This is a genomic window from Mesobacillus jeotgali (assembly GCF_002874535.1).
Lineage (GTDB): Bacteria > Bacillota > Bacilli > Bacillales > Cytobacillaceae > Mesobacillus > Mesobacillus jeotgali.
Genome location: NZ_CP025025.1, coordinates 815,366 through 834,299 on the forward strand (window position 1 = coordinate 815,366; position 18,934 = coordinate 834,299).

The following is an 18,934-nucleotide window of genomic DNA, read 5'->3' on the forward strand; positions in this document are numbered from 1 at the left end:
GAAGATGAAACATGCGTGAAGTTGTAATCGTCGAAGCTGTCAGGACTCCTGTTGGCAGAAGAAAAGGTTTATTGAAGGATATAAGGCCGGATGAGTTGGCTGCGGGGGTTCTGAAAGAGGTTGTGATGCGAGCTGGTATCGATGCAGGACTTGTTGAAGATGTCATCCTGGGCTGTGTGACACAGTCAGGTGAACAGGCAGGGGATATTGCCAGGGTCGCGGCTTTGACTGCCGGTTTCCCAATTGAAGTACCAGGAACCACGATTGACCGTCAATGCGGGTCAAGCCAGCAGGCAGTTCATTTTGCTGCCCAGGCGATTCTTGCGGGGGACATGGATGTCGTCATCGCCGGCGGTGTGGAAAATATGACCCGTGTTCCAATGGGTTCTAATTACCAGGAAGCTAACCCTTTCAGCCCTAAATTAAGAGAACAATACGAGATGATCCATCAGGGACTATCCGCGGAACGGATTGCAGAAAAGTACGGCTTTACCCGCCAGGAACTTGACGAATTCTCTGCAGAAAGCCATCGCCGAGCTTTGAAGGCGCAGGCAGAAGGTTATTTTAAGAAAGAAATCATGCCGCTCGAGGTCACCCTCGAAAATGGAGAAACGACTTTGATGACGGAGGATTCAGGACCTCGCGAAGGAACGACAGCTGAAGTTTTGGGCGGATTGAAAACGGTCTTTAAAGAGGATGGTGTCATCCATGCCGGGAACTCGAGCCAGATCAGTGACGGAGCAGGTGCCATATTGTTGATGAGTCGTGAAAAAGCCGAGGAGCTAGGCGTGAAACCGCGATTCAAGGTTCACACCAGAGTTGTGGTAGGTTCGGACCCGACGCTGATGCTGACAGGTCCAATTCCGGCAACAGAAAAAGTCCTCAGAAAAGCCGGCTTGAAACTGGAGGATATTGATGTCTTCGAGGTGAACGAAGCATTTGCACCAGTACCGATGGCATGGCTGAAGGAAACTGGAGCGGACCCTGCAAAACTCAATCCAAATGGCGGGGCAATTGCTCTTGGCCACCCTCTTGGAGCGAGCGGCGCCCGACTGATGATTTCGATGATGCACGAACTTGAACGGACCGGCGGCCGTTATGGCCTTCAGACGATGTGCGAAGGGCACGGGATGGCCAACGCCACTATTATTGAACGTCTGGATTAGAAGATTCCTAATCCTTATTGGTTCCCAAAAACAGCAGAAAAGAGATAAACAGGTCACCAATGAGGGGCATTGGCGCCCAAAAACAGCAGAAATGAGGAAAACAGGTCACCAATAAGGGCTATTGGCGCCCGAAAACAGCAGAAATGAGGAAAACAGGTCACCAATAAGAGCTATTGACGCCCAAAAACAGCAGAAAAGAACAGGTCACCAATAAGCACCCTTGGCACCCGAAGATTCACAAGCGGGGCTGCTTTATCCAACAACTCAGTAAAGTATAAACTCGACATTTAATTAGGAGGAATGCAAATGAGCACGACGATCGGTAAGATTTTTGACCTGACCGTAATGAAATTCCCGAACAAGGAAGCCCTCTATGATGTCCGCAAAAATGTCCGCTTTACTTACAGCGAATGGAATGATGAAGTGAACAGGCTTGCCAACGCGCTCCTTGCTGAAGGAGTGAAGAAAGGCGACAGAGTTTCGACATTCACGTTTAATACCGAGGAGTTGGGTACTGCGTTTTTCGCTTGTGCGAAAATTGGAGCGGTTTTCAATCCAATCAATTTCAGGCTGATGGGAGAGGAGGTTGCTTTTATCCTGAGCGATGCCGAGCCAAAGGTCGTTCTTTTTGAAAAGGCGGTGGAGCCTGTCATCACGGCCATTGAAAAGCGATTCCCGCATATTGCTTTTTGGTACATCGATGGAGATACACCGGAATACGCCCAAAGATACCATGAAAAAGTGGAAGCAGCAGAGACACGGCCTGTTGAAATCGAGGTAGACGAAAACGACCTGTACGCGATCATGTACACTAGCGGGACAACAGGCAGGCCAAAGGGTGTCATGCACAAGCACCGCAATATGGTCGAGCAGAGCCTGATCGTTGTCAGTTCAACCAAACTGAGTGCGAATGATGTTGGCTTGGTAACTGCGCCGATGTTCCACTGTGCCGAATTACATTGCGCGTTCCTGCCGAGAATCCATGTGGGCGGCAGCAATGTCATCCTTCACCAATTCGCGCCAAAGAAAGTGCTTGAGCTGATCGATTCGGAAAAAATCACGAAGTTCTTTGCCGCACCAACAATGTGGAACATGCTTTTACAGGAGAATCTATCAGACTATAATATCCAGAGCCTGAAGCTGGGTCTGTACGGAGCTGCACCTATGGCGCCATCACTTGTCCATGCCTGCCATGACAAGCTGGGCATCAAGCTGGTCCAGGCGTATGGAATGACGGAAATGGGCCCTGCTATCACTTTCCTGTCTGAGGATGACCAGCTGACAAAAGCTGGGGCTGCAGGGCAGGCTTGCCTCAACCATGAAATCAGGATTGTCAGGCCGAAGGAGGATGGTCCTTCCGATCCAGACGACGTCCTCCCACCAGGCGAAAGCGGTGAAATCATCGTCCAGGGTCCATGCATGATGTCAGGCTACTTCAACCGTGAAGAGGCTTCTGGAAAAGCGATGTATAAAGGCTGGTACCGTTCAGGGGATATTGGCTACCTGGATGAAGAGGGTTATTTATGGGTGAAAGACAGAGTGGATGACATGATCATCAGTGGCGGTGAAAACATCTATCCACGTGAGGTAGAAGACGTTCTCCATGCACATGAAGGTGTCCTTGATGTTGCGATCGTCGGCCAGCCGGATGACCGCTGGGGTGAATCGGTAACGGCCTTTGTCGTGAAGAAAGATCCACAGGTAACAGAAGAGGAATTGGATGAATGGTGCAAAAACAGTGACAGCCTGGCAAATTACAAACGTCCGCGCAAATACCTTTTTGTAGATGCACTTCCTAGGAATGCCAGCGGAAAAATCCAAAAGTTCATGCTCAGAAAGCAAATGGAAGAATTGTTTTCAAAAGGGCAGCCGACGTAGTGGAAAGGGTTTTTTAACATGTTAGACGGAATTAAAGTAGTAGACTTCACGAATTATATCCCGGGACCTTTTGCCACGCTGAGGCTGTCTGAACTCGGGGCTGAGGTTGTCAAAATCGAAGCGCCCGAGGGAGACCCGGCAAGGAATACAGGGGAAGGATATGTGTTCAATGCCCATAACCGCGGTAAGAAGAGTATTGTCATCAATCTGAAGCAGGCAGAAGGAAAGATGCTGGCCCTTGACTTACTGGCCAGGGCGGATGTGGTTGTAGAGAGCTTCAGGCCAGGAGTGATGGATAAGCTCGGCCTCGGTTATGAAGAGATAAAGAAAATCAACTCTGGAATCGTCTATTGCTCGGTGACGGGATACGGAAGGAACGGAGATATGAGCAGCCTGGGCAGCCATGATTTAAATTACATGAGCTTGAGTGGTGCACTGGCCCAGATGAAGGACAGCTCAGGGAGACCGATTCATCCAACCCATACGTTTTCAGACTATATGGGGGGCATGGCGGCTAGTGAGCGAATCCTGGCCGCACTTGTAGCCCGGGGGAAAACAGGGGAAGGCAGCTATCACTGCATTTCTATTGCTGACAGTATGGCTTCTCTGATGGCAAACCATGTCCTGATTGAAAAAGAAACAGGCTATCAAAATGGCGTTTCAGTCCTGAACGGCACTGTCATTGGATATGGGCTGTACGAAACGAAGGACGGCTGCTATGTAAGCCTTGGAGCTTTGGAGCCAAAGTTCTGGCGCAACTTTTGCCAGGCTGTTGGCAGGGACGATTGGCTGTCCGCTCATTATTCCAGACCGGATAACGAAAATCCAGTTTACCTTGAGCTTGTTGATCTGTTTAAAAGCAAGCCACTTTCTGAATGGGCGGATTTTGGCTTGAAGATCGATTGCTGCCTAACACCTGTACTTGAGGCGGGAGAACTGGCTCACTATCCATATTGGAGTGAAAAGGATTTTGTAATGCCAGAAGGCCAGATTAAAATGCATGGAGATTTGCCGTCACATGAGGGGGCAGCTCCGCCGAAAAAGGGAGAACAGACAGAAGAGATTCTAAGAGAGTGGCTTAGTATAAAAAGCAGCAAATAAAAAAGGAAGATACCTATTTTAAAACTGGAAGGGGAAATGTCGGTATGATGAATGTTCCATTGACAGTAGGATCGCTATTGGAAAGAGCAGAAAAGTTTTTCCCGAAAAAGCAGGTGGTGTCTCGGACACTATCAGGTATTCACCGATTCACTTATAAGGAGATTGGCGAGAGAACCCGCAGACTTGCCAGCGCGCTTGAAAAGCTGGGTGTCCAAAAGGGCGACAAGGTCGGAACATTTGCCTGGAATCACCATCGCCATCTTGAAGTCTACTTTGCCGCTCCAGGCATGGGGGCAGTGCTCCATACAATCAACATCCGCCTGTCGCCAGAACATGTCTCTTACATTATCAATCATGCAGAAGATAAGGTATTGCTTGTCGATGAGGACCTAGTGCCGCTGATTGAGCGCAGCAAGGATCAATTTAAAACGGTAGAGGCATACATCATCATGACCGACAAAGACGAACTGCCGGAAACAACATTGGAGCCAGTCTATTCTTATGAGGAACTTCTTCGTGAGGCTAGTCCGGAATTTGAATTCGTGAAAGATCTCGATGAAAATGATCCAGCAGGAATGTGCTATACATCGGCAACAACCGGAAATCCTAAAGGCGTTGTTTATTCCCACAGAGGCATCGTCCTCCATAGCTTCGCGTTTGGATTGGCCGACACTGCTGCATTGTCGGAAACCGATGTGGTATTGCCTGTGGTCCCGATGTTCCATGCCAATGCCTGGGGTCTGCCATTCGCTGCGACTTGGTTCGGCTCGACCCAGGTGCTGCCTGGACCATTATTCACTCCTAAGTTGCTTGCTGATCTTATTGAACAGGAAAAAGTCACCTTCACCGCAGGAGTGCCGACGATTTGGCTTGGCCTGCTGAATGAGCTTGAAAACGGAAGCTATGATACCTCTTCACTGAGATCGATTGTCTGTGGTGGTTCTGCAGCGCCTCGTGGCATGATCAAGGCGTTTGAAACAAAATACAAAATCCCATTCCTGCATGCGTACGGCATGACCGAGACTACTCCGCTGGCAACGGTATCCCGCCTGAAGAGCTACCAGGTCGGCCTGGACGAAGAGGAAATTCTAGACATTCGCTCCAAGCAAGGACTCCTTGTGCCAGGCCTGGAAATGAAAGTAGTCGGCGGAAATGGCGAAGTGAAGTGGGATGGCGAGGAAATGGGAGAACTATTGCTGCGCGGACCATGGATTGCGGATGAATATTACAAGGATGAGCGTTCGGCAGATGCATTCCGCGATGGCTGGCTGTACACTGGGGATGTGGCCACTGTTGATGAAGAAGGTGTCATCAAGCTAGTCGACCGCACGAAGGACTTGATCAAGAGCGGCGGCGAATGGATTTCATCGGTGGATCTTGAGAATGCCCTGATGGCTCACGAGGCTGTATTCGAGGCGAGTGTCGTCGCTGTGCCACACGAGCAGTGGCAAGAACGCCCGATTGCCTGTGTCGTTCTGAAGGAGCAATACAAAAACAAACTCGATAAGCAGGAACTGCTCGACTTCATCGCACCTCAGTTTGCCAAGTGGTGGCTGCCGGATGATGTCATATTCATGGAGGAAATCCCAAAGACCTCGGTCGGTAAGTTCTTGAAGCGCGCACTAAGAGATCAGTTGAAAGATCATCTAGTGCAGAACTCTTAATATATTTAAAGCAGCATCGTCTTAATTAAACGGTGCTGCTTTTTTAGTTGTAAAATAAATCATGACGCCAAAAAAAATTTAGTCACTCAAAAGCAAAATAAATTATTCTCTTTCAATTCAAAAAATTCACCAAAAGAGGTATGATAGTACATATAAAATTCGTAAGCCGAAATAATCAAGATCGTTTCAACGGGGGTCTTATCTTCATGAGTATATTTTCATTTGTAAAACCATATCGCATCCCGATTGCGGCTGCGCTGAGCTTGATGCTCGTCGAACTGGCTGTTGAACTAGTGCAGCCGCTGCTGATGGCTAGGATCATCGATGAAGGAATTGTCGCCAGGGACCTGGATACTGTCATCAAGTTGGGCGGAATAATGCTCGGGATTTCATTTCTTGCATTTGCATCCGGAATCACGAATTCGTTTATCGCTGCCCATGCAGGCCAAAGCTTTGGTTATGATTTGCGCGAGAAGCTGTTCGCCAAGGTCCAGGCCTTTTCATTCACGAACTTCGGCAGTTTTCCATCATCTTCTTTGATTACAAGGATCACCAATGATGTAACACAGCTGCAAAATACATTCTTTATGAGCTTGAGGATTGCTATGCGCGCTCCGCTGTTGGTCATCGGGGGAATCATTATGGCCATGCTCGTCAATGTGAAACTGTCGCTTGCATTCGTCATCATTATCCCGCCTCTTTTGATTTTCCTGATATGGATCATGACAAAAGCAGCAGGCTTATTTAAAAGTGTACAAAAGCGCCTAGACAAAGTGAACGGTGTCATGAGGGAAAATCTTGTCGGCATGAGGCTGATCAAGGCTTTTGCCAGAGGCGGCTATGAAGGTACAAGATTTGAAACAGCGAACAATAACCTTAAGGATAAGACTGTATTCGCTTTAAGGGTTACTGAGGTAACAATACCTGTCCTGCTGCTATTCATGAACCTGAGTGTGATTGCCGTTCTTTGGTTTGGAAAAATAGAAGTCCAGACTGGAAACGTCTCGGTCGGTGAAGTGGTTGCGATCGTCAATTATGCAGCCAGGATTACCACTGCTTTTTCGATGTTTTCATGGATTATTATGGTCTTTTCCCGTGCCAGAGCCTCTGCTGAGCGTGTGACCGATGTGCTGAATGAGGAAATCGACCTGGAAGATACAATCGAAAGCAGTAAGGAGTATGGGATTACCAAAGGGGAAATTGAATTTGACCAGGTGTCATTCCAGTTTCCGAGCACCAATATCCCAATACTCCAGAATCTATCCTTTTCCATTGCCTCTGGTGAAACAGTGGCTGTATTGGGGGCTACTGGTGCCGGGAAAACATCGATGTTCCAGCTGATCCCCCGGTTATATGATGTAACAAGTGGGGAAATCCGAATCGACGGCCGCAGAATCCAAGAATTTAAACTTAAAAGTCTTAGAGAGGGGATTGGCTACGTTCCCCAGGAGGCTATGCTGTTCACTGGTTCCATCAAGGAAAATCTTGCCTGGGGCAAAAAGAATGCCACCTATGAGGAAATGGTCAAGGCCGCTTCGGATGCCCAAATCCATGACACGGTTGAAAAACTTCCCGATCGATATGATACACTTCTCGGGCAAAAGGGCGTCAATCTGTCGGGCGGACAGAAGCAACGACTATCCATTGCCCGTGCTTTAATTAAAAATCCGAGAATTCTGTTGCTCGATGACAGTACAAGTGCACTCGATTTGAAAACAGAAGCAAGGCTGCTGGATTCGATAAGCCAATACAAATGTACAACAGTCATCATCACCCAAAAGATAAGCACAGCTAAGGAAGCCGATAAAATCCTTTTGCTTGAAGATGGCTCCTTAATTGGATCTGGAGACCATGAGTATCTGCTGAAGCATTCTTCCCTTTATCAGGCTATTTACGAGTCCCAATTCGGGGAGGTGAAGGCAGGATGTTAAAAAAACAAAAAGAAAGAAAAGCTGACCAAAGCAATACTTCGAGAGGGATTGTACCGACGGTCAGAAGAATATGGTCATATCTAGCAGACCAGAGGAGCCTGCTGATCCTTGTCTTATTAATGGTTGTGGCCAGTTCTGCCCTGGGTCTTTTGGGACCATTCCTGATTGGGTGGGGAATTGATGAGTATTTTGCGACAGAGTCCACTGATGGATTCCTCTGGCTGTTGATCGGTCTTGGCGTTGTGTATGGGCTCCACTCTTTATCCTTGTGGCTCCAGAGCTACTGGATGATTGGGATTGCCCAGAAGACTGTCTATACAATGAGGAAACAGCTTTTTACACACTTCCATAAGCTGTCGATTGATTTCTTCAACAAACGGCAGCATGGTGAATTAATGAGCAGGGTCACCAATGATATTGAGAATGTCAGCGCAACTCTGAATTCTTCAGTCATCCAGATTTTTTCAAGTGTACTTACACTGGTGGGAACCCTTGCTGTCATGATTTGGCTGAGCCCGTTACTCACGGTGGTCACGATGATCATTGTACCGCTAATGTTCATGGGGATGAAGTGGATTACAAGCCGGACAGGGAGGCTGTACAAAGAACAGCAGCGCCGGCTTGGTGAAATGAATGGTTATATTGAAGAAACGATTTCTGGCCAGAAAATCATTAAATCCTTCTCGCAGGAATCGAAAGTAATTGAAGAATTTCGCATTAAAAATAAGAAGTTAAAAGAGTCCGGTTATTGGGCTCAGACCTTTACGGGGTTTATTCCGAAATTGATGAATATGCTAAATAACCTGAGCTTCACCATTGTGGCGGCAGTTGGCGGCTACTTTGCGCTTCAAGGGTACGTATCGATTGGGACAATCGTCATTTTTACTGAGTACTCCAGGCAGTTCACTAGACCTCTGAATGACCTGTCGAACCAGTTTAATACATTACTTTCTGCGGTCGCAGGAGCTGACAGGGTTTTTGATATCATCGATACAGAAGAAGAGGCGGTCGATGAGAAAGGAGCTGCTCCCCTTAAGAATATCAATGGAAAGGTCGAGTTCACGGATGTATCTTTTTCATATGAAAAAGGAGGAGATACCGTATCTGATTTGAATTTCAAAGCTGAACCAGGTCAAAGTGTTGCCTTGGTTGGACCGACAGGAGCGGGCAAGTCCACGATCATCAACTTAATTTCACGCTTTTATGAACCGGATAAAGGTAAAATTTTAATCGATGGATATGATAGCAAAAAAATTACCCGTGAAAGCTTGCGGACACAAATGGGATTTGTCCTCCAGGATTCATTCCTTTTCCAGGGAAGCATAAGGGAAAACATCCGCTACGGCAGACTGGACGCAACTGATAAGGAAGTAGAGCATGCTGCAAAGGCAGCAAATGCCCATTCTTTTATCCAACGCTTACCAGAAGGCTATGATACCGTGTTGAGCCAGGATGATGCTGGCATCAGTCAGGGACAAAAGCAGCTCTTGTCCATCGCAAGGGCAATCCTGGCTGATCCGTCAATCTTGATTCTTGATGAAGCAACGAGCAGTATTGATACGATCACAGAACTTAAAATCCAGGAAGCCCTCCAGCATCTACTGAAGGGAAGAACAAGCTTCATCATCGCCCACCGGTTGAATACGATTAAAAGCGCAGATCAAATTATTGTCATCGAAAATGGGCAAATCATTGAAAATGGCAGCCATGACGAATTGCTGGAACAAGAAGGTTTTTACCATAGTCTTTTCACTAGCCAGCTGGAAAAAAAGACATTAATGAATTATTAGGGAGCCTCCGGGTTCCTTTTTTTAATTGCTATAGCCCTTTGTTGTACACGATGTAGCGTTTTAGGCAGATAACGCTTTATATACCTGACCAAGGCGCATGCACTTTTTTATAAGATATGACAAATTTCCCGGGCAATAGAGGATTCATGAAAAGTTTGTCGTATTCCTAATATGAGAAGGCATACGTCGGGCTGTATAAAAACCAAACCTCTTCGAATGGAGACTATGACATGCTTGCTGAGAAACTTCTTTTAAATGTCCTTATTATCCTGCTGCCAATCTTTATTCATAGTGTCCTTTTTGATAATAAAAGGGTTGGGAAATCTCCTTACTTGTGCGGCGTGCTGCAAAGTGTTGCTGTGTTTCTTTCTCTTGCTTTTTCGTTTGAAGATGGCGGTTTGTACTGGGACCTTCGCTACGTGCCGATGGTGGTGGCCTTTTTATATGGCGGCCCAATTGCAGGTACTATGGTATTGGTTACCTATCTGGCAACAAGGACATTCATGGGTGGAGACCTGTTGCTCGGGTATGTGAGCGGTTTTCTGGCCGCGGTAATTCCATTCATGTTCATGAAGAAATTTTGGACCTTCGATGCAAAGAAGAGAATTAGGACAACAGTCCTTGTTGGTTTATGGCCTTCACTTTCAATGCTGGTGATTCTTGTGGCTAATATGTTGATTAATGAAGCATCAGCTGAAAACACGAACCAAATTATGTTGAATATCGCGATCTTTGGCGCAATACAGGTTTGTGCCGTATGGATTGTGGCGATTTTGAATGAGTCCTTGATCGAAAAGGATTTAATGAAAAAAGAAATCCTGCGCGCTGAAAAACTGAATACACTGGGTGAACTAGCTGCATCCATTGCGCACGAAATCCGGAATCCTTTAACAGTGGTTAAGGGGTTCTTACAGATGATGCATAAGCAAGAAAAAGGGGATAATCATTACTATTTGAGCTTAGTCCTGACTGAACTCGGCAGGGCGGAATCCATCATAAATGATTATCTGAATTTTGCCAAGCCTCAATTTGAAAAAATGGAAGGTGCCGAGCTGGCGGGAATCATTACAGAAGTCACATTGCTTTTAGAGGCATTTGCTGCAAAGGAAGGAGTCCAGGTGAATGTCAAGCTGGAGTGGGGGATCTTTGTAAAAACGGACAGGAACCAGCTGAAACAAGCTCTTGTTAATATTATAAAGAACGGGATCGAGGCTACGGATGAGGGCGGGGAAGTTAACATCAGTCAGGTCTCGACCGGGAATGAATCATATATTGTAATATCAGATACGGGAAAGGGAATGGATAGTGCGCAAATTGCCAGACTTGGTACATTATTTTATACAACCAAAGATAAAGGAACAGGACTGGGTACCTCCGTTTCAATCAAAATCATAGAAACGATGGGAGGATCCATTTCATTCAAGAGTGAGAAAGGGGTTGGGACGGAAGTTACCATCATACTCCCTACATTTTTAACATCTAGCTCGAACGTTGCGCATGACTCTGTAAAACGTGATGTGGTAATGAAACAATGACCCAGTGGACTTTTCCCACTGGGCTTTACACTTTGATAAGTATTTATGAATTGATTGACTTTCTTGCCTCCATGTATAACGCTTGCATGAATTTTTTTATGTTAGAGCGGGGAGGATTTGCACATATCTCCGTTTTGCCTTCTAACTCAAGCATTTTCATTCGAACCTGTGTATAGTCAAAAAAGGAACTGCTAAAATGCTCAAATTTGGGATTCGAATAATCAGTCAGGCCTAATGAAGCCAGATGTTCTAAGGCCTGTTGGAGAGCCCTTCGAACTCGCTGTTCACCGGCTTTCACCTCTTTTCGAATTTCAGCAGCAGAAGCGTTTACTCCTAGGCGTTTTTTCATGATCTCCTCAAATAAATCTTTCAAGGGAGGTATTTCTTTGACTCCATTCTGCTCATGTTCGTAAAGGATGCATAGCAAATCCAGAAGATCTTTATTGCCACTTTCACTGATGATTCCTAATTCGAATAAGATGTCCTTCCCTGCACCAACAATCGAAAGTGTACTTTTTGGGGTCTTTGTCTTTGTCTTGAATCCTGGAATCATGTTGAGTGATCGCTGTATATCCACAAGTGATTTTTGTAGTAACAGGTTTTCGCACACTTTCTTGATGACGCTTGATACTTCAAGCTTATTAAGCGGTTTGGTAATATAGTAATCTACTCCCAGTCTATATGCTTCACCAATTAGTTCTTTCGATTCCACTTGTGAAATCATTATAACTTTTCCAGTGAATGAAGGACTTATTTCTCTTATAGTTTCCAAACCGTCACGATTTGGCATCAATAAATCAACCAGCAATATATCAATATCCTTAGCTTCTAGGATATCAGAATATACTTCAGAACCATCTTCAGCCTCGCCTACAACTGTTCCGAAATCCTGGTCTTCAATTATATTTGCCAGCATCGCTCTTATAGCTGGTGAATCATCCACAATGAAAAAACGCATTTTAATTACCCTCCTAATGTAAGACTTCCAATCGGAACTTCAATAATGAAAACTGTGTTAAAGCCATTGGTCAATCCATATGGTTCAAGGATGATTTTTCCTCCGATATTTTCTAAAGCACTCTTAACATAAGAAAGGCCGATTCCGTTGGAAGCGTTCCCTTCCTGACTGAACTTAGTGGTGAATCCAGGTTCAAATACATGCTGTCTATTCCTACTATCAATACCAGGACCTGTATCTTTTACTTGGATCACCAAGGTATCCTGGTTCCGGGCGATATCAAGTCGGATATCACCTGTATGATGAATGGCTTCCACAGCATTTGTTGCCAGGTTATTAATGACGGATAACAGCATAAATGTATGATACGGGGGGTGCTCCCCGGCTACGATACTTGTAAATTCAATTGATTTTCCCAGTGATTCTGCATAGTTTCCATTGCACTTGGTGATTACCTTCAAAATCCCTTCAATATCCATGAAGTCACTAATGTTTTCTTTAACCATCAACTTAGTCAAACCAGCATAAATTCGCTGATTGTCTTTTTTGATTTCATGTAATTCGCCTGCTATTTTAAGGGCTGAGTGGGCATGTTCGTCTTGTTTCTTCTCTTTTAACTCTCTATACAATGTATAGCTTACAGCAGTTAACTCTTCGGCATTTTTCATTGTCTTCTTTAGCTGAATCATTTCTACATAAAGATTCGATATTAGCATGAGCATCTGTTCATTTCGATTTCTTTGTTGATCTTCTGATAATTTAGCTTCTCTGATTACGAAAATATTAAAGAATCCTAAAACAAAAAAGCTCCGTATGATAGCAATCATTCCAATGGTCAAGAAGGTCTCCAGATTAATCTGAGATTGTGAGATAAAGGATCGAAAAAAGATTTCCATCATACTTGCTGTTACCTCAACAATGACACCAAGCAATCCAACAAGGAAAGGTCTGTTAAATAATGTATTGATTTTAAATAAATAAAATAATAAGGCGAAAGTCAAATAATAGAAGAAGACCGGGAAGTGCTGAAGAAAACCTTCAAACAGGAGGTTTGTATTTACGGTTAAACTAAATAATACAACCCTAAACAAGACAACTGCCGATCCCGCAGCCAACCCAGCCAATAATGGATGTAACTTTTTAGACCACAAAAGAGTGAAGAAAAAAATTGGCGTGCCCAGGCTTACCCTCATTTCACCTTCAAATGGGTAGAACTTCATCTCTCCACCTATTGGGACAGCGATCATAATCAACAAGTAAAGAATCAGTCGTTCCTTCAATATCCCACCCCATCTCTTTTTTTCAATCATGTTAGCAAACTTCCACTTTTTTCAGCCTTATGAACAACCTTATTTTAATCTACCTGAGTTTTTTTGAGGTGTTTAATTTTGACAATATTATTAAGAAGCAAATTGTCTTTGTAATTTTTTGTAGTTTTCAGTAGGGTGGCGATTACTCTAACTATGTGAAGGAGGGAGGACAGTTTCTCTCTTGGAATCAATTAGCATTGGTTATTGTACATTTACTTGTGAAGGTTATCACAATCAATAAGGGCAGGTGGTTGTTCGCTGCAAATAAAGAAGAAGAAGACATTGAGATGGTTCATTCAAGGCAGGACAAAGAAAGATAATCAAGGAGGTAATCAAAATGTTCTGGATACAATTTTTAATTGTACTGACATGTATCTTCATAGGTGCAAGGCTTGGAGGTGTGGGGCTTGGTGTAATGGGTGGTGTTGGTCTTGGAATTTTGGTTTTTGGATTTGGACTTCAGCCAACATCGGCACCAATAGATGTAATGTTAATGATTTTGGCAGTCATTACGGCTGCTGGAGCTCTTCAAGCAGCGGGTGGAATGGAGTATCTTGTCTACTTGGCAGAGAAAGCATTACGCAAGAATCCTAAAAGAATAACCTTCATTGCTCCAATGGTCACTTACTTATTTACTTTATGTGCAGGTACTGGCCATGTTGCCTACTCGGTATTGCCAGTTATTGCAGAGGTATCAAGAGAATCCGGCATTCGTCCGGAAAGACCAATGTCTATTGCTGTTATCGCATCTCAACAGGCAATTACGGCCAGTCCTATATCAGCTGCAACTGTTGCACTGCTTGCGCTTCTTGCAGACTTTAACATTAGTCTCATGCAGATCCTGCTAATCTGTATTCCGTCTACCTTCCTCGCGTGTATGGGTGCAGCATTTGTTGCCAGCAAAATGGGCAAGGAACTGAAGATGGATGCAGAATATCTCAAGCGATTAGAAGAAGGCCTTGCTCCAATCAAAAAGGATAAAAAGGCTTTTAATCCAAATCCCGGTGCAAAACTCTCAGTTATTCTGTTCTTATTGGCAGCAGTACTTGTTGTTATTCTTGGCTCATTCCAGGAATTGCGACCTGGATGGGAAATTGAAGGTGTTTTCACAAGGATGAGTATGCCGGCTGCAATAGAGATTGTTATGCTGACAATCGCAGCAATGATCATTATCTTTGCAAAACCAAAAGTTGAAGACATCGTATCAGGAAGTGTCTTCAAAGCGGGTGCTGCTGCAGTTGTAGCCATCTTCGGAATCGCCTGGATGGGTGATACCTTCTTTCAGGGAAATATGGCCCTGATTTCAGGTTCGATTTCAGATTTAGTAACGGCAGCTCCGTGGCTGTTCGCTGTTGCATTGTTCGCCCTTTCTATACTCCTGTATAGCCAGGCAGCTACAGTCCGGACATTAATGCCGCTTGGGATTACACTGGGAATCAATCCAGCGTTATTAATCGCAATGTTCCCGGCTGTAAATGGATACTTCTTCATTCCGAACTATCCGACCGTAGTAGCGGCAATTAACTTCGACAGAACGGGAACGACTAGAATCGGTAAATACATTTTAAACCACAGCTTTATGGTTCCGGGACTCGTTGCGACAGTTGGAGCAGTCGGTATAGGAATTCTGTTAAGTACAATCGTTCTTTAAAGTTTAGTCCTTACAGCAGCCATTCTATAGGGCTGCTGTCTATTATTGATGGAAATGGAGATGGTTGAAATGTTGGATCAATTTAGGATTGAAAAGGATTTCCTAGGTGAGAAGCTGGTCCCTATGGATGCTTACTATGGTGTGCAAACAATACGAGCTATTGAAAATTTCCCGATTACTGGCTCTAGGCTAGATGGGTCGCTAATCAAGGCAATGGCAATTGTAAAGAAAGCAGCAGCACTTGCGAATGCGGATATTGGCCAGCTGGATCGAACCATTGCTGATGCCATCGCACGTGCAGCTGATGAAGTAGTCGAAGGAAAGCTGCATGACCAGTTTATAGTGGACCCAATTCAGGGAGGTGCTGGTACATCAATCAACATGAATACAAACGAAGTAATTGCGAACCGTGCTCTCGAGTTGATTGGGGAAGCTAAAGGCAATTATAAAATAATAAGTCCAAATTCACATGTGAATATGGCACAGTCGACGAATGATTCTTTCCCAACTGCCATCCATCTATCGACGCTTTCGACGCTAAATCAACTGTTAATAGTGATGGATATACTGCATCAGGGATTCATAGACAAGGCAAATGAGTTTGATGGAATTATCAAAATGGGCAGAACCCATTTGCAGGATGCTGTACCAATTCGTCTCGGCCAGGAATTTGCTGCATATGCAAGAGTGCTAAAAAGAGATATTAAAAGGGTCAAGTCTACTAGGGATCATCTTTATGAGGTGAATATGGGAGCAACTGCTGTAGGCACGGGACTGAATGCTGACCCAGTCTATATCGAGAAAGCAATCGGATATCTTGGCGAGTTCACTGGGTTGCCGTTAACCGGATCGGAGAATCTAGTCGATGGAACACAAAATACAGATTGCTATATAGAAGTTTCCGCAGCTCTGAAGGTTTGTATGCTGAACATGTCGAAGGTTGCCAACGATTTAAGGATGATGACCTCAGGGCCGAGATGTGGATTTGGTGAGATTAATCTTCCTGCACGCCAGCCTGGTTCCTCCATCATGCCGGGTAAGGTCAACCCAGTTATGGCAGAAGTTCTTAATCAGAGTGCTTTCCAAGTTGTCGGTAACGATTTGACGATCAGCATGGCATCAGAAGCGGGGCAATTTGAGCTGAATGTCATGGAGCCAGTCATAGTGTTCAACCTTTTACAGTCCATAAAAATCATGACAAACGTCTTCAATGTATTCTATGAACATTGCTTGAGGGGGATCACAGCGAATATCGAGAGACTTGAAGCTTACGTGAATAATAGTGTCGGCGTAATAACTGCCATCAACCCTCACGTGGGTTATGAAACAGCTGCATCTGTTGCAAGAGAAGCAATATTGGCTAACAGAGCTGTCCGTGATATTGTGCTTGAACGGGGTGTGTTGACAGCAGAAGAGTTAGACACCATCCTTAACCCATTTGAGATGACCCATCCAGGTATCGCAGGCAAGGAATTGTTGGAAAGGAAAAATCAAAGAGAAGCCGTTTTGATTTAAAAGGATGAATGAAAAGGGAGGCAAATTGATGTTAGAGCGCGGCAATAACCAGCATTTATATCGAAAGCTACACTCATTATCAGGAATAATCCCAGTAGGGGTGTTCCTGACTGTTCACCTCTTCGTGAACTACACCGCAACTTGGGGGCAGGATGCTTATAATACTGCGGCAGGGATCATGGTGAATCTGCCATTCAAATATTTTCTTGAGGCGTTTATTATTTTTATCCCTATGTATTTTCATGCTATATACGGCCTTTATATTGCACTTCAGGCAAAAAATAATATCGGCCGATATGGATATATGCGGAATTGGAAGTTTTTCTTACAAAGGCTTACGGGAGTCATTACCTTTATCTTTGTTACCTGGCATATTTGGGAAACCAAAATTCAGGTGGAGTTTTTTGGTGTAGAAGCCAATTATCACTTGATGGCCAATATTGTAGATAACCCATTATCCTTGACTCTGTATATCATAGGAATCATTTCGGCAGTGTATCACTTTGCCAATGGAGTCTGGACCTTCCTAATTACCTGGGGAATCACGACATCTCCAAAATCACAACAATTTTTTTCATATATTACTTTCGGGTTATTTGTCGTACTATCCATCATTGGTGTACGAGCAATTTTAGCATTTGCATAATAGCTGGATAGGAGGGCATTGGAATGAGAAAAGGAAGAATCGTGATTGTAGGCGGCGGACTTGCAGGGCTGATGGCAGCAATCAAGATTGCCGAGAAAGGGACAATGGTAGATTTGTTTTCAATTGTGCCTGTAAAAAGGTCGCATTCGGTCTGTGCGCAGGGAGGAATCAACGGAGCCGTCAATACGAAAGGAGAGAATGATTCTCCGTGGGAGCATTTTGACGACTCCGTTTATGGCGGGGACTTTTTGGCAAACCAACCACCTGTAAAGGCAATGTGCGAAGCAGCACCCAAGATCATTCACATGTTTGATAGGATGGGTGTTATGTTCAATCGTACACCGGAAGGTCTGCTTGATTTCAGGAGATTTGGCGGGACCCAGCATCACCGGACTGCATTTGCTGGTGCCACAACCGGGCAGCAGCTGCTCTATGCCTTGGATGAACAGGTTAGAATGTTTGAAACACAAGGACTTGTAACTAAATATGAGAATTGGGAATTTGTATCGGCAATTATAGACGATACAGGAGTTTGCAGGGGGATTACTGCACAAAATCTCAGGACAATGGAAATGAAGGCATTCAGTGCGGATGCCGTCATTATTGCAACAGGAGGACCAGGACTGATTTTTGGCAAATCAACAAACTCTACTATCAATACTGGTTATGCAGCAGCACGGCTGTATGAACAAGGCGCTCTTTATGCAAACGGAGAGTTCATCCAAATTCATCCTACTGCGATTCCCGGCGACGATAAAAATCGCTTAATGAGTGAATCAGCGCGTGGAGAAGGAGGTCGAGTCTGGACCTACAAAGACGGAAAACCATGGTATTTCCTTGAGGAAAAATATCCAGCTTATGGAAATTTGGTACCTCGAGATATCGCGACAAGGGAAATTTTCGATGTCTGTGTGAACCAGAAACTAGGAATAGATGGGGAGAACAAAGTCTATCTAGATTTGTCACATATTGATTCACGCCAGCTTGATATAAAGCTTGGAGGAATCATGGAGATCTATGAAAAGTTCATGGGTGATGATCCACGCAAGGTGCCTATGAAGATATTTCCGGCTGTACACTATTCCATGGGAGGACTGTGGGTAGATTATCAGCAAAGAACGAATATTCCCGGTTTATTTGCTGCAGGGGAATGCGATTATTCACAGCATGGAGCGAACCGTCTAGGGGCCAATTCCTTGCTCTCTGCAGTATATGGAGGCATGGTTGCTGGCCCTTCAGCCCTGGAATATATATATGGGTTGGATAAATCGTCGGATTCACTTTCACCTAGTATCTATACTCACTTTGTTCAGGAAGATGAGAGAAAATATCAGTCAATCCTCAAAATGGATGGTAAAGAGAACGCCTATCTTCTACATAAGGAGCTTGGGGAATTGATGACGGCAAATGTCACGGTTGTTCGTGAGAATAAAAAGCTAAAGGCTACCTATGAGAAACTACAAGAATTCAAAGAGCGTTATGAGAACATTAATATTGAAGATACAGCAAGTTGGAGCAACTCAGGGGCATCCTTCACAAGGCAGCTTGAAGGCATGATCAATTTAGCTCATGTTATAACCCTGGGAGCATTTCAAAGGAATGAAAGTCGTGGAGCTCATTACAAACCTGAGTTTCCTGACAGGAATGATGAGGAATGGCTGAAAACCACGATGGCAAGATTCAATAAAAATACAAAACTCCCAGAGCTCTTTTACGAGGACGTGGATGTCTCACTTATTGAACCAAGAAAACGTGACTACACAAAGACAAAGAAGGGAGTGAAGTGAGC

13 protein-coding genes are annotated in these 18,934 nt (G+C 44.6%); 11 read left to right on the plus strand and 2 right to left on the minus strand.

Going from position 1 to position 18,934, the window contains the following annotated elements; genetic code table 11:
- Positions 1–11: 11 nt before the first annotated feature.
- The 7 genes from CD004_RS03950 (at position 12) to CD004_RS03980 (ending at position 11,065) form a co-directional block, all read left to right on the plus strand.
- Complete coding sequence (locus CD004_RS03950; RefSeq protein WP_102261585.1) at positions 12–1,166, plus strand: thiolase family protein; 1,155 nt, start codon at positions 12–14, stop codon at positions 1,164–1,166.
- Positions 1,167–1,472: 306 nt separating this feature from the next.
- A complete protein-coding gene (locus CD004_RS03955) occupies positions 1,473–3,044 on the plus strand; it encodes a fatty acid--CoA ligase (RefSeq protein WP_102261586.1) in 1,572 nt (523 codons plus the stop codon).
- An 18-nt stretch (positions 3,045–3,062) separates the two neighbouring features.
- On the plus strand, positions 3,063–4,145 hold the full coding sequence (locus CD004_RS03960; RefSeq protein ID WP_102261587.1) for a CaiB/BaiF CoA transferase family protein: 1,083 nt from the start codon (positions 3,063–3,065) through the stop codon (positions 4,143–4,145).
- Between the two features lie 44 nt (positions 4,146–4,189).
- Complete coding sequence (locus CD004_RS03965; protein ID WP_102261588.1) at positions 4,190–5,809, plus strand: long-chain fatty acid--CoA ligase; 1,620 nt, start codon at positions 4,190–4,192, stop codon at positions 5,807–5,809.
- Between the two features lie 206 nt (positions 5,810–6,015).
- Entirely contained in the window at positions 6,016–7,740 is a 1,725-nt protein-coding gene (locus CD004_RS03970) for an ABC transporter ATP-binding protein (RefSeq protein ID WP_102261589.1), read from the plus strand.
- Positions 7,734–9,530 (plus strand): ABC transporter ATP-binding protein, encoded by a 1,797-nt coding sequence (locus CD004_RS03975; RefSeq protein WP_102261590.1) that lies wholly within the window; start codon positions 7,734–7,736, stop codon positions 9,528–9,530. Before CD004_RS03970 ends, CD004_RS03975 begins: the two co-directional genes overlap by 7 nt.
- Positions 9,531–9,760: 230 nt before the next feature.
- A complete protein-coding gene (locus CD004_RS03980; protein ID WP_102261591.1) occupies positions 9,761–11,065 on the plus strand; it encodes an ATP-binding protein in 1,305 nt (434 codons plus the stop codon).
- A gap of 43 nt (positions 11,066–11,108) precedes the next feature.
- Here the strand turns inward: CD004_RS03980 and CD004_RS03985 are convergent, their stop codons facing one another.
- Together CD004_RS03985 and CD004_RS03990 are read right to left on the minus strand one after the other, a co-directional pair.
- On the minus strand, positions 11,109–12,023 hold the full coding sequence (locus tag CD004_RS03985) for a response regulator (protein WP_102261592.1): 915 nt from the start codon (positions 12,021–12,023) through the stop codon (positions 11,109–11,111).
- A gap of 5 nt (positions 12,024–12,028) precedes the next feature.
- Positions 12,029–13,333 carry an ATP-binding protein gene (locus CD004_RS03990; RefSeq protein WP_233434943.1) on the minus strand — a complete coding sequence of 435 codons (1,305 nt, stop codon included), beginning with the start codon at positions 13,331–13,333 and terminating at the stop codon, positions 12,029–12,031.
- A gap of 337 nt (positions 13,334–13,670) precedes the next feature.
- On the opposite strand from CD004_RS03990, the gene CD004_RS03995 reads away from it, so the two are divergent.
- The 4 genes from CD004_RS03995 to sdhA all read left to right on the plus strand — a co-directional run bounded on the left by CD004_RS03995 (position 13,671) and on the right by sdhA (position 18,932).
- Entirely contained in the window at positions 13,671–14,984 is a 1,314-nt protein-coding gene (locus CD004_RS03995; RefSeq protein WP_102261593.1) for an anaerobic C4-dicarboxylate transporter family protein, read from the plus strand.
- Positions 14,985–15,053: 69 nt separating this feature from the next.
- Positions 15,054–16,499, plus strand: coding sequence for an aspartate ammonia-lyase (aspA, locus tag CD004_RS04000; protein WP_102261594.1), 1,446 nt, complete (start codon positions 15,054–15,056; stop codon positions 16,497–16,499).
- 28 nt (positions 16,500–16,527) lie between these two features.
- Positions 16,528–17,145 (plus strand): succinate dehydrogenase cytochrome b558 subunit, encoded by a 618-nt coding sequence (locus tag CD004_RS04005; RefSeq protein ID WP_102261595.1) that lies wholly within the window; start codon positions 16,528–16,530, stop codon positions 17,143–17,145.
- Between the two features lie 23 nt (positions 17,146–17,168).
- The gene (gene sdhA / locus CD004_RS04010; RefSeq protein ID WP_102261596.1) at positions 17,169–18,932 is read left to right on the plus strand and encodes a succinate dehydrogenase flavoprotein subunit; all 1,764 of its coding nucleotides are present in this window, start codon (positions 17,169–17,171) and stop codon (positions 18,930–18,932) included.
- Positions 18,933–18,934 lie beyond the last annotated feature (2 nt).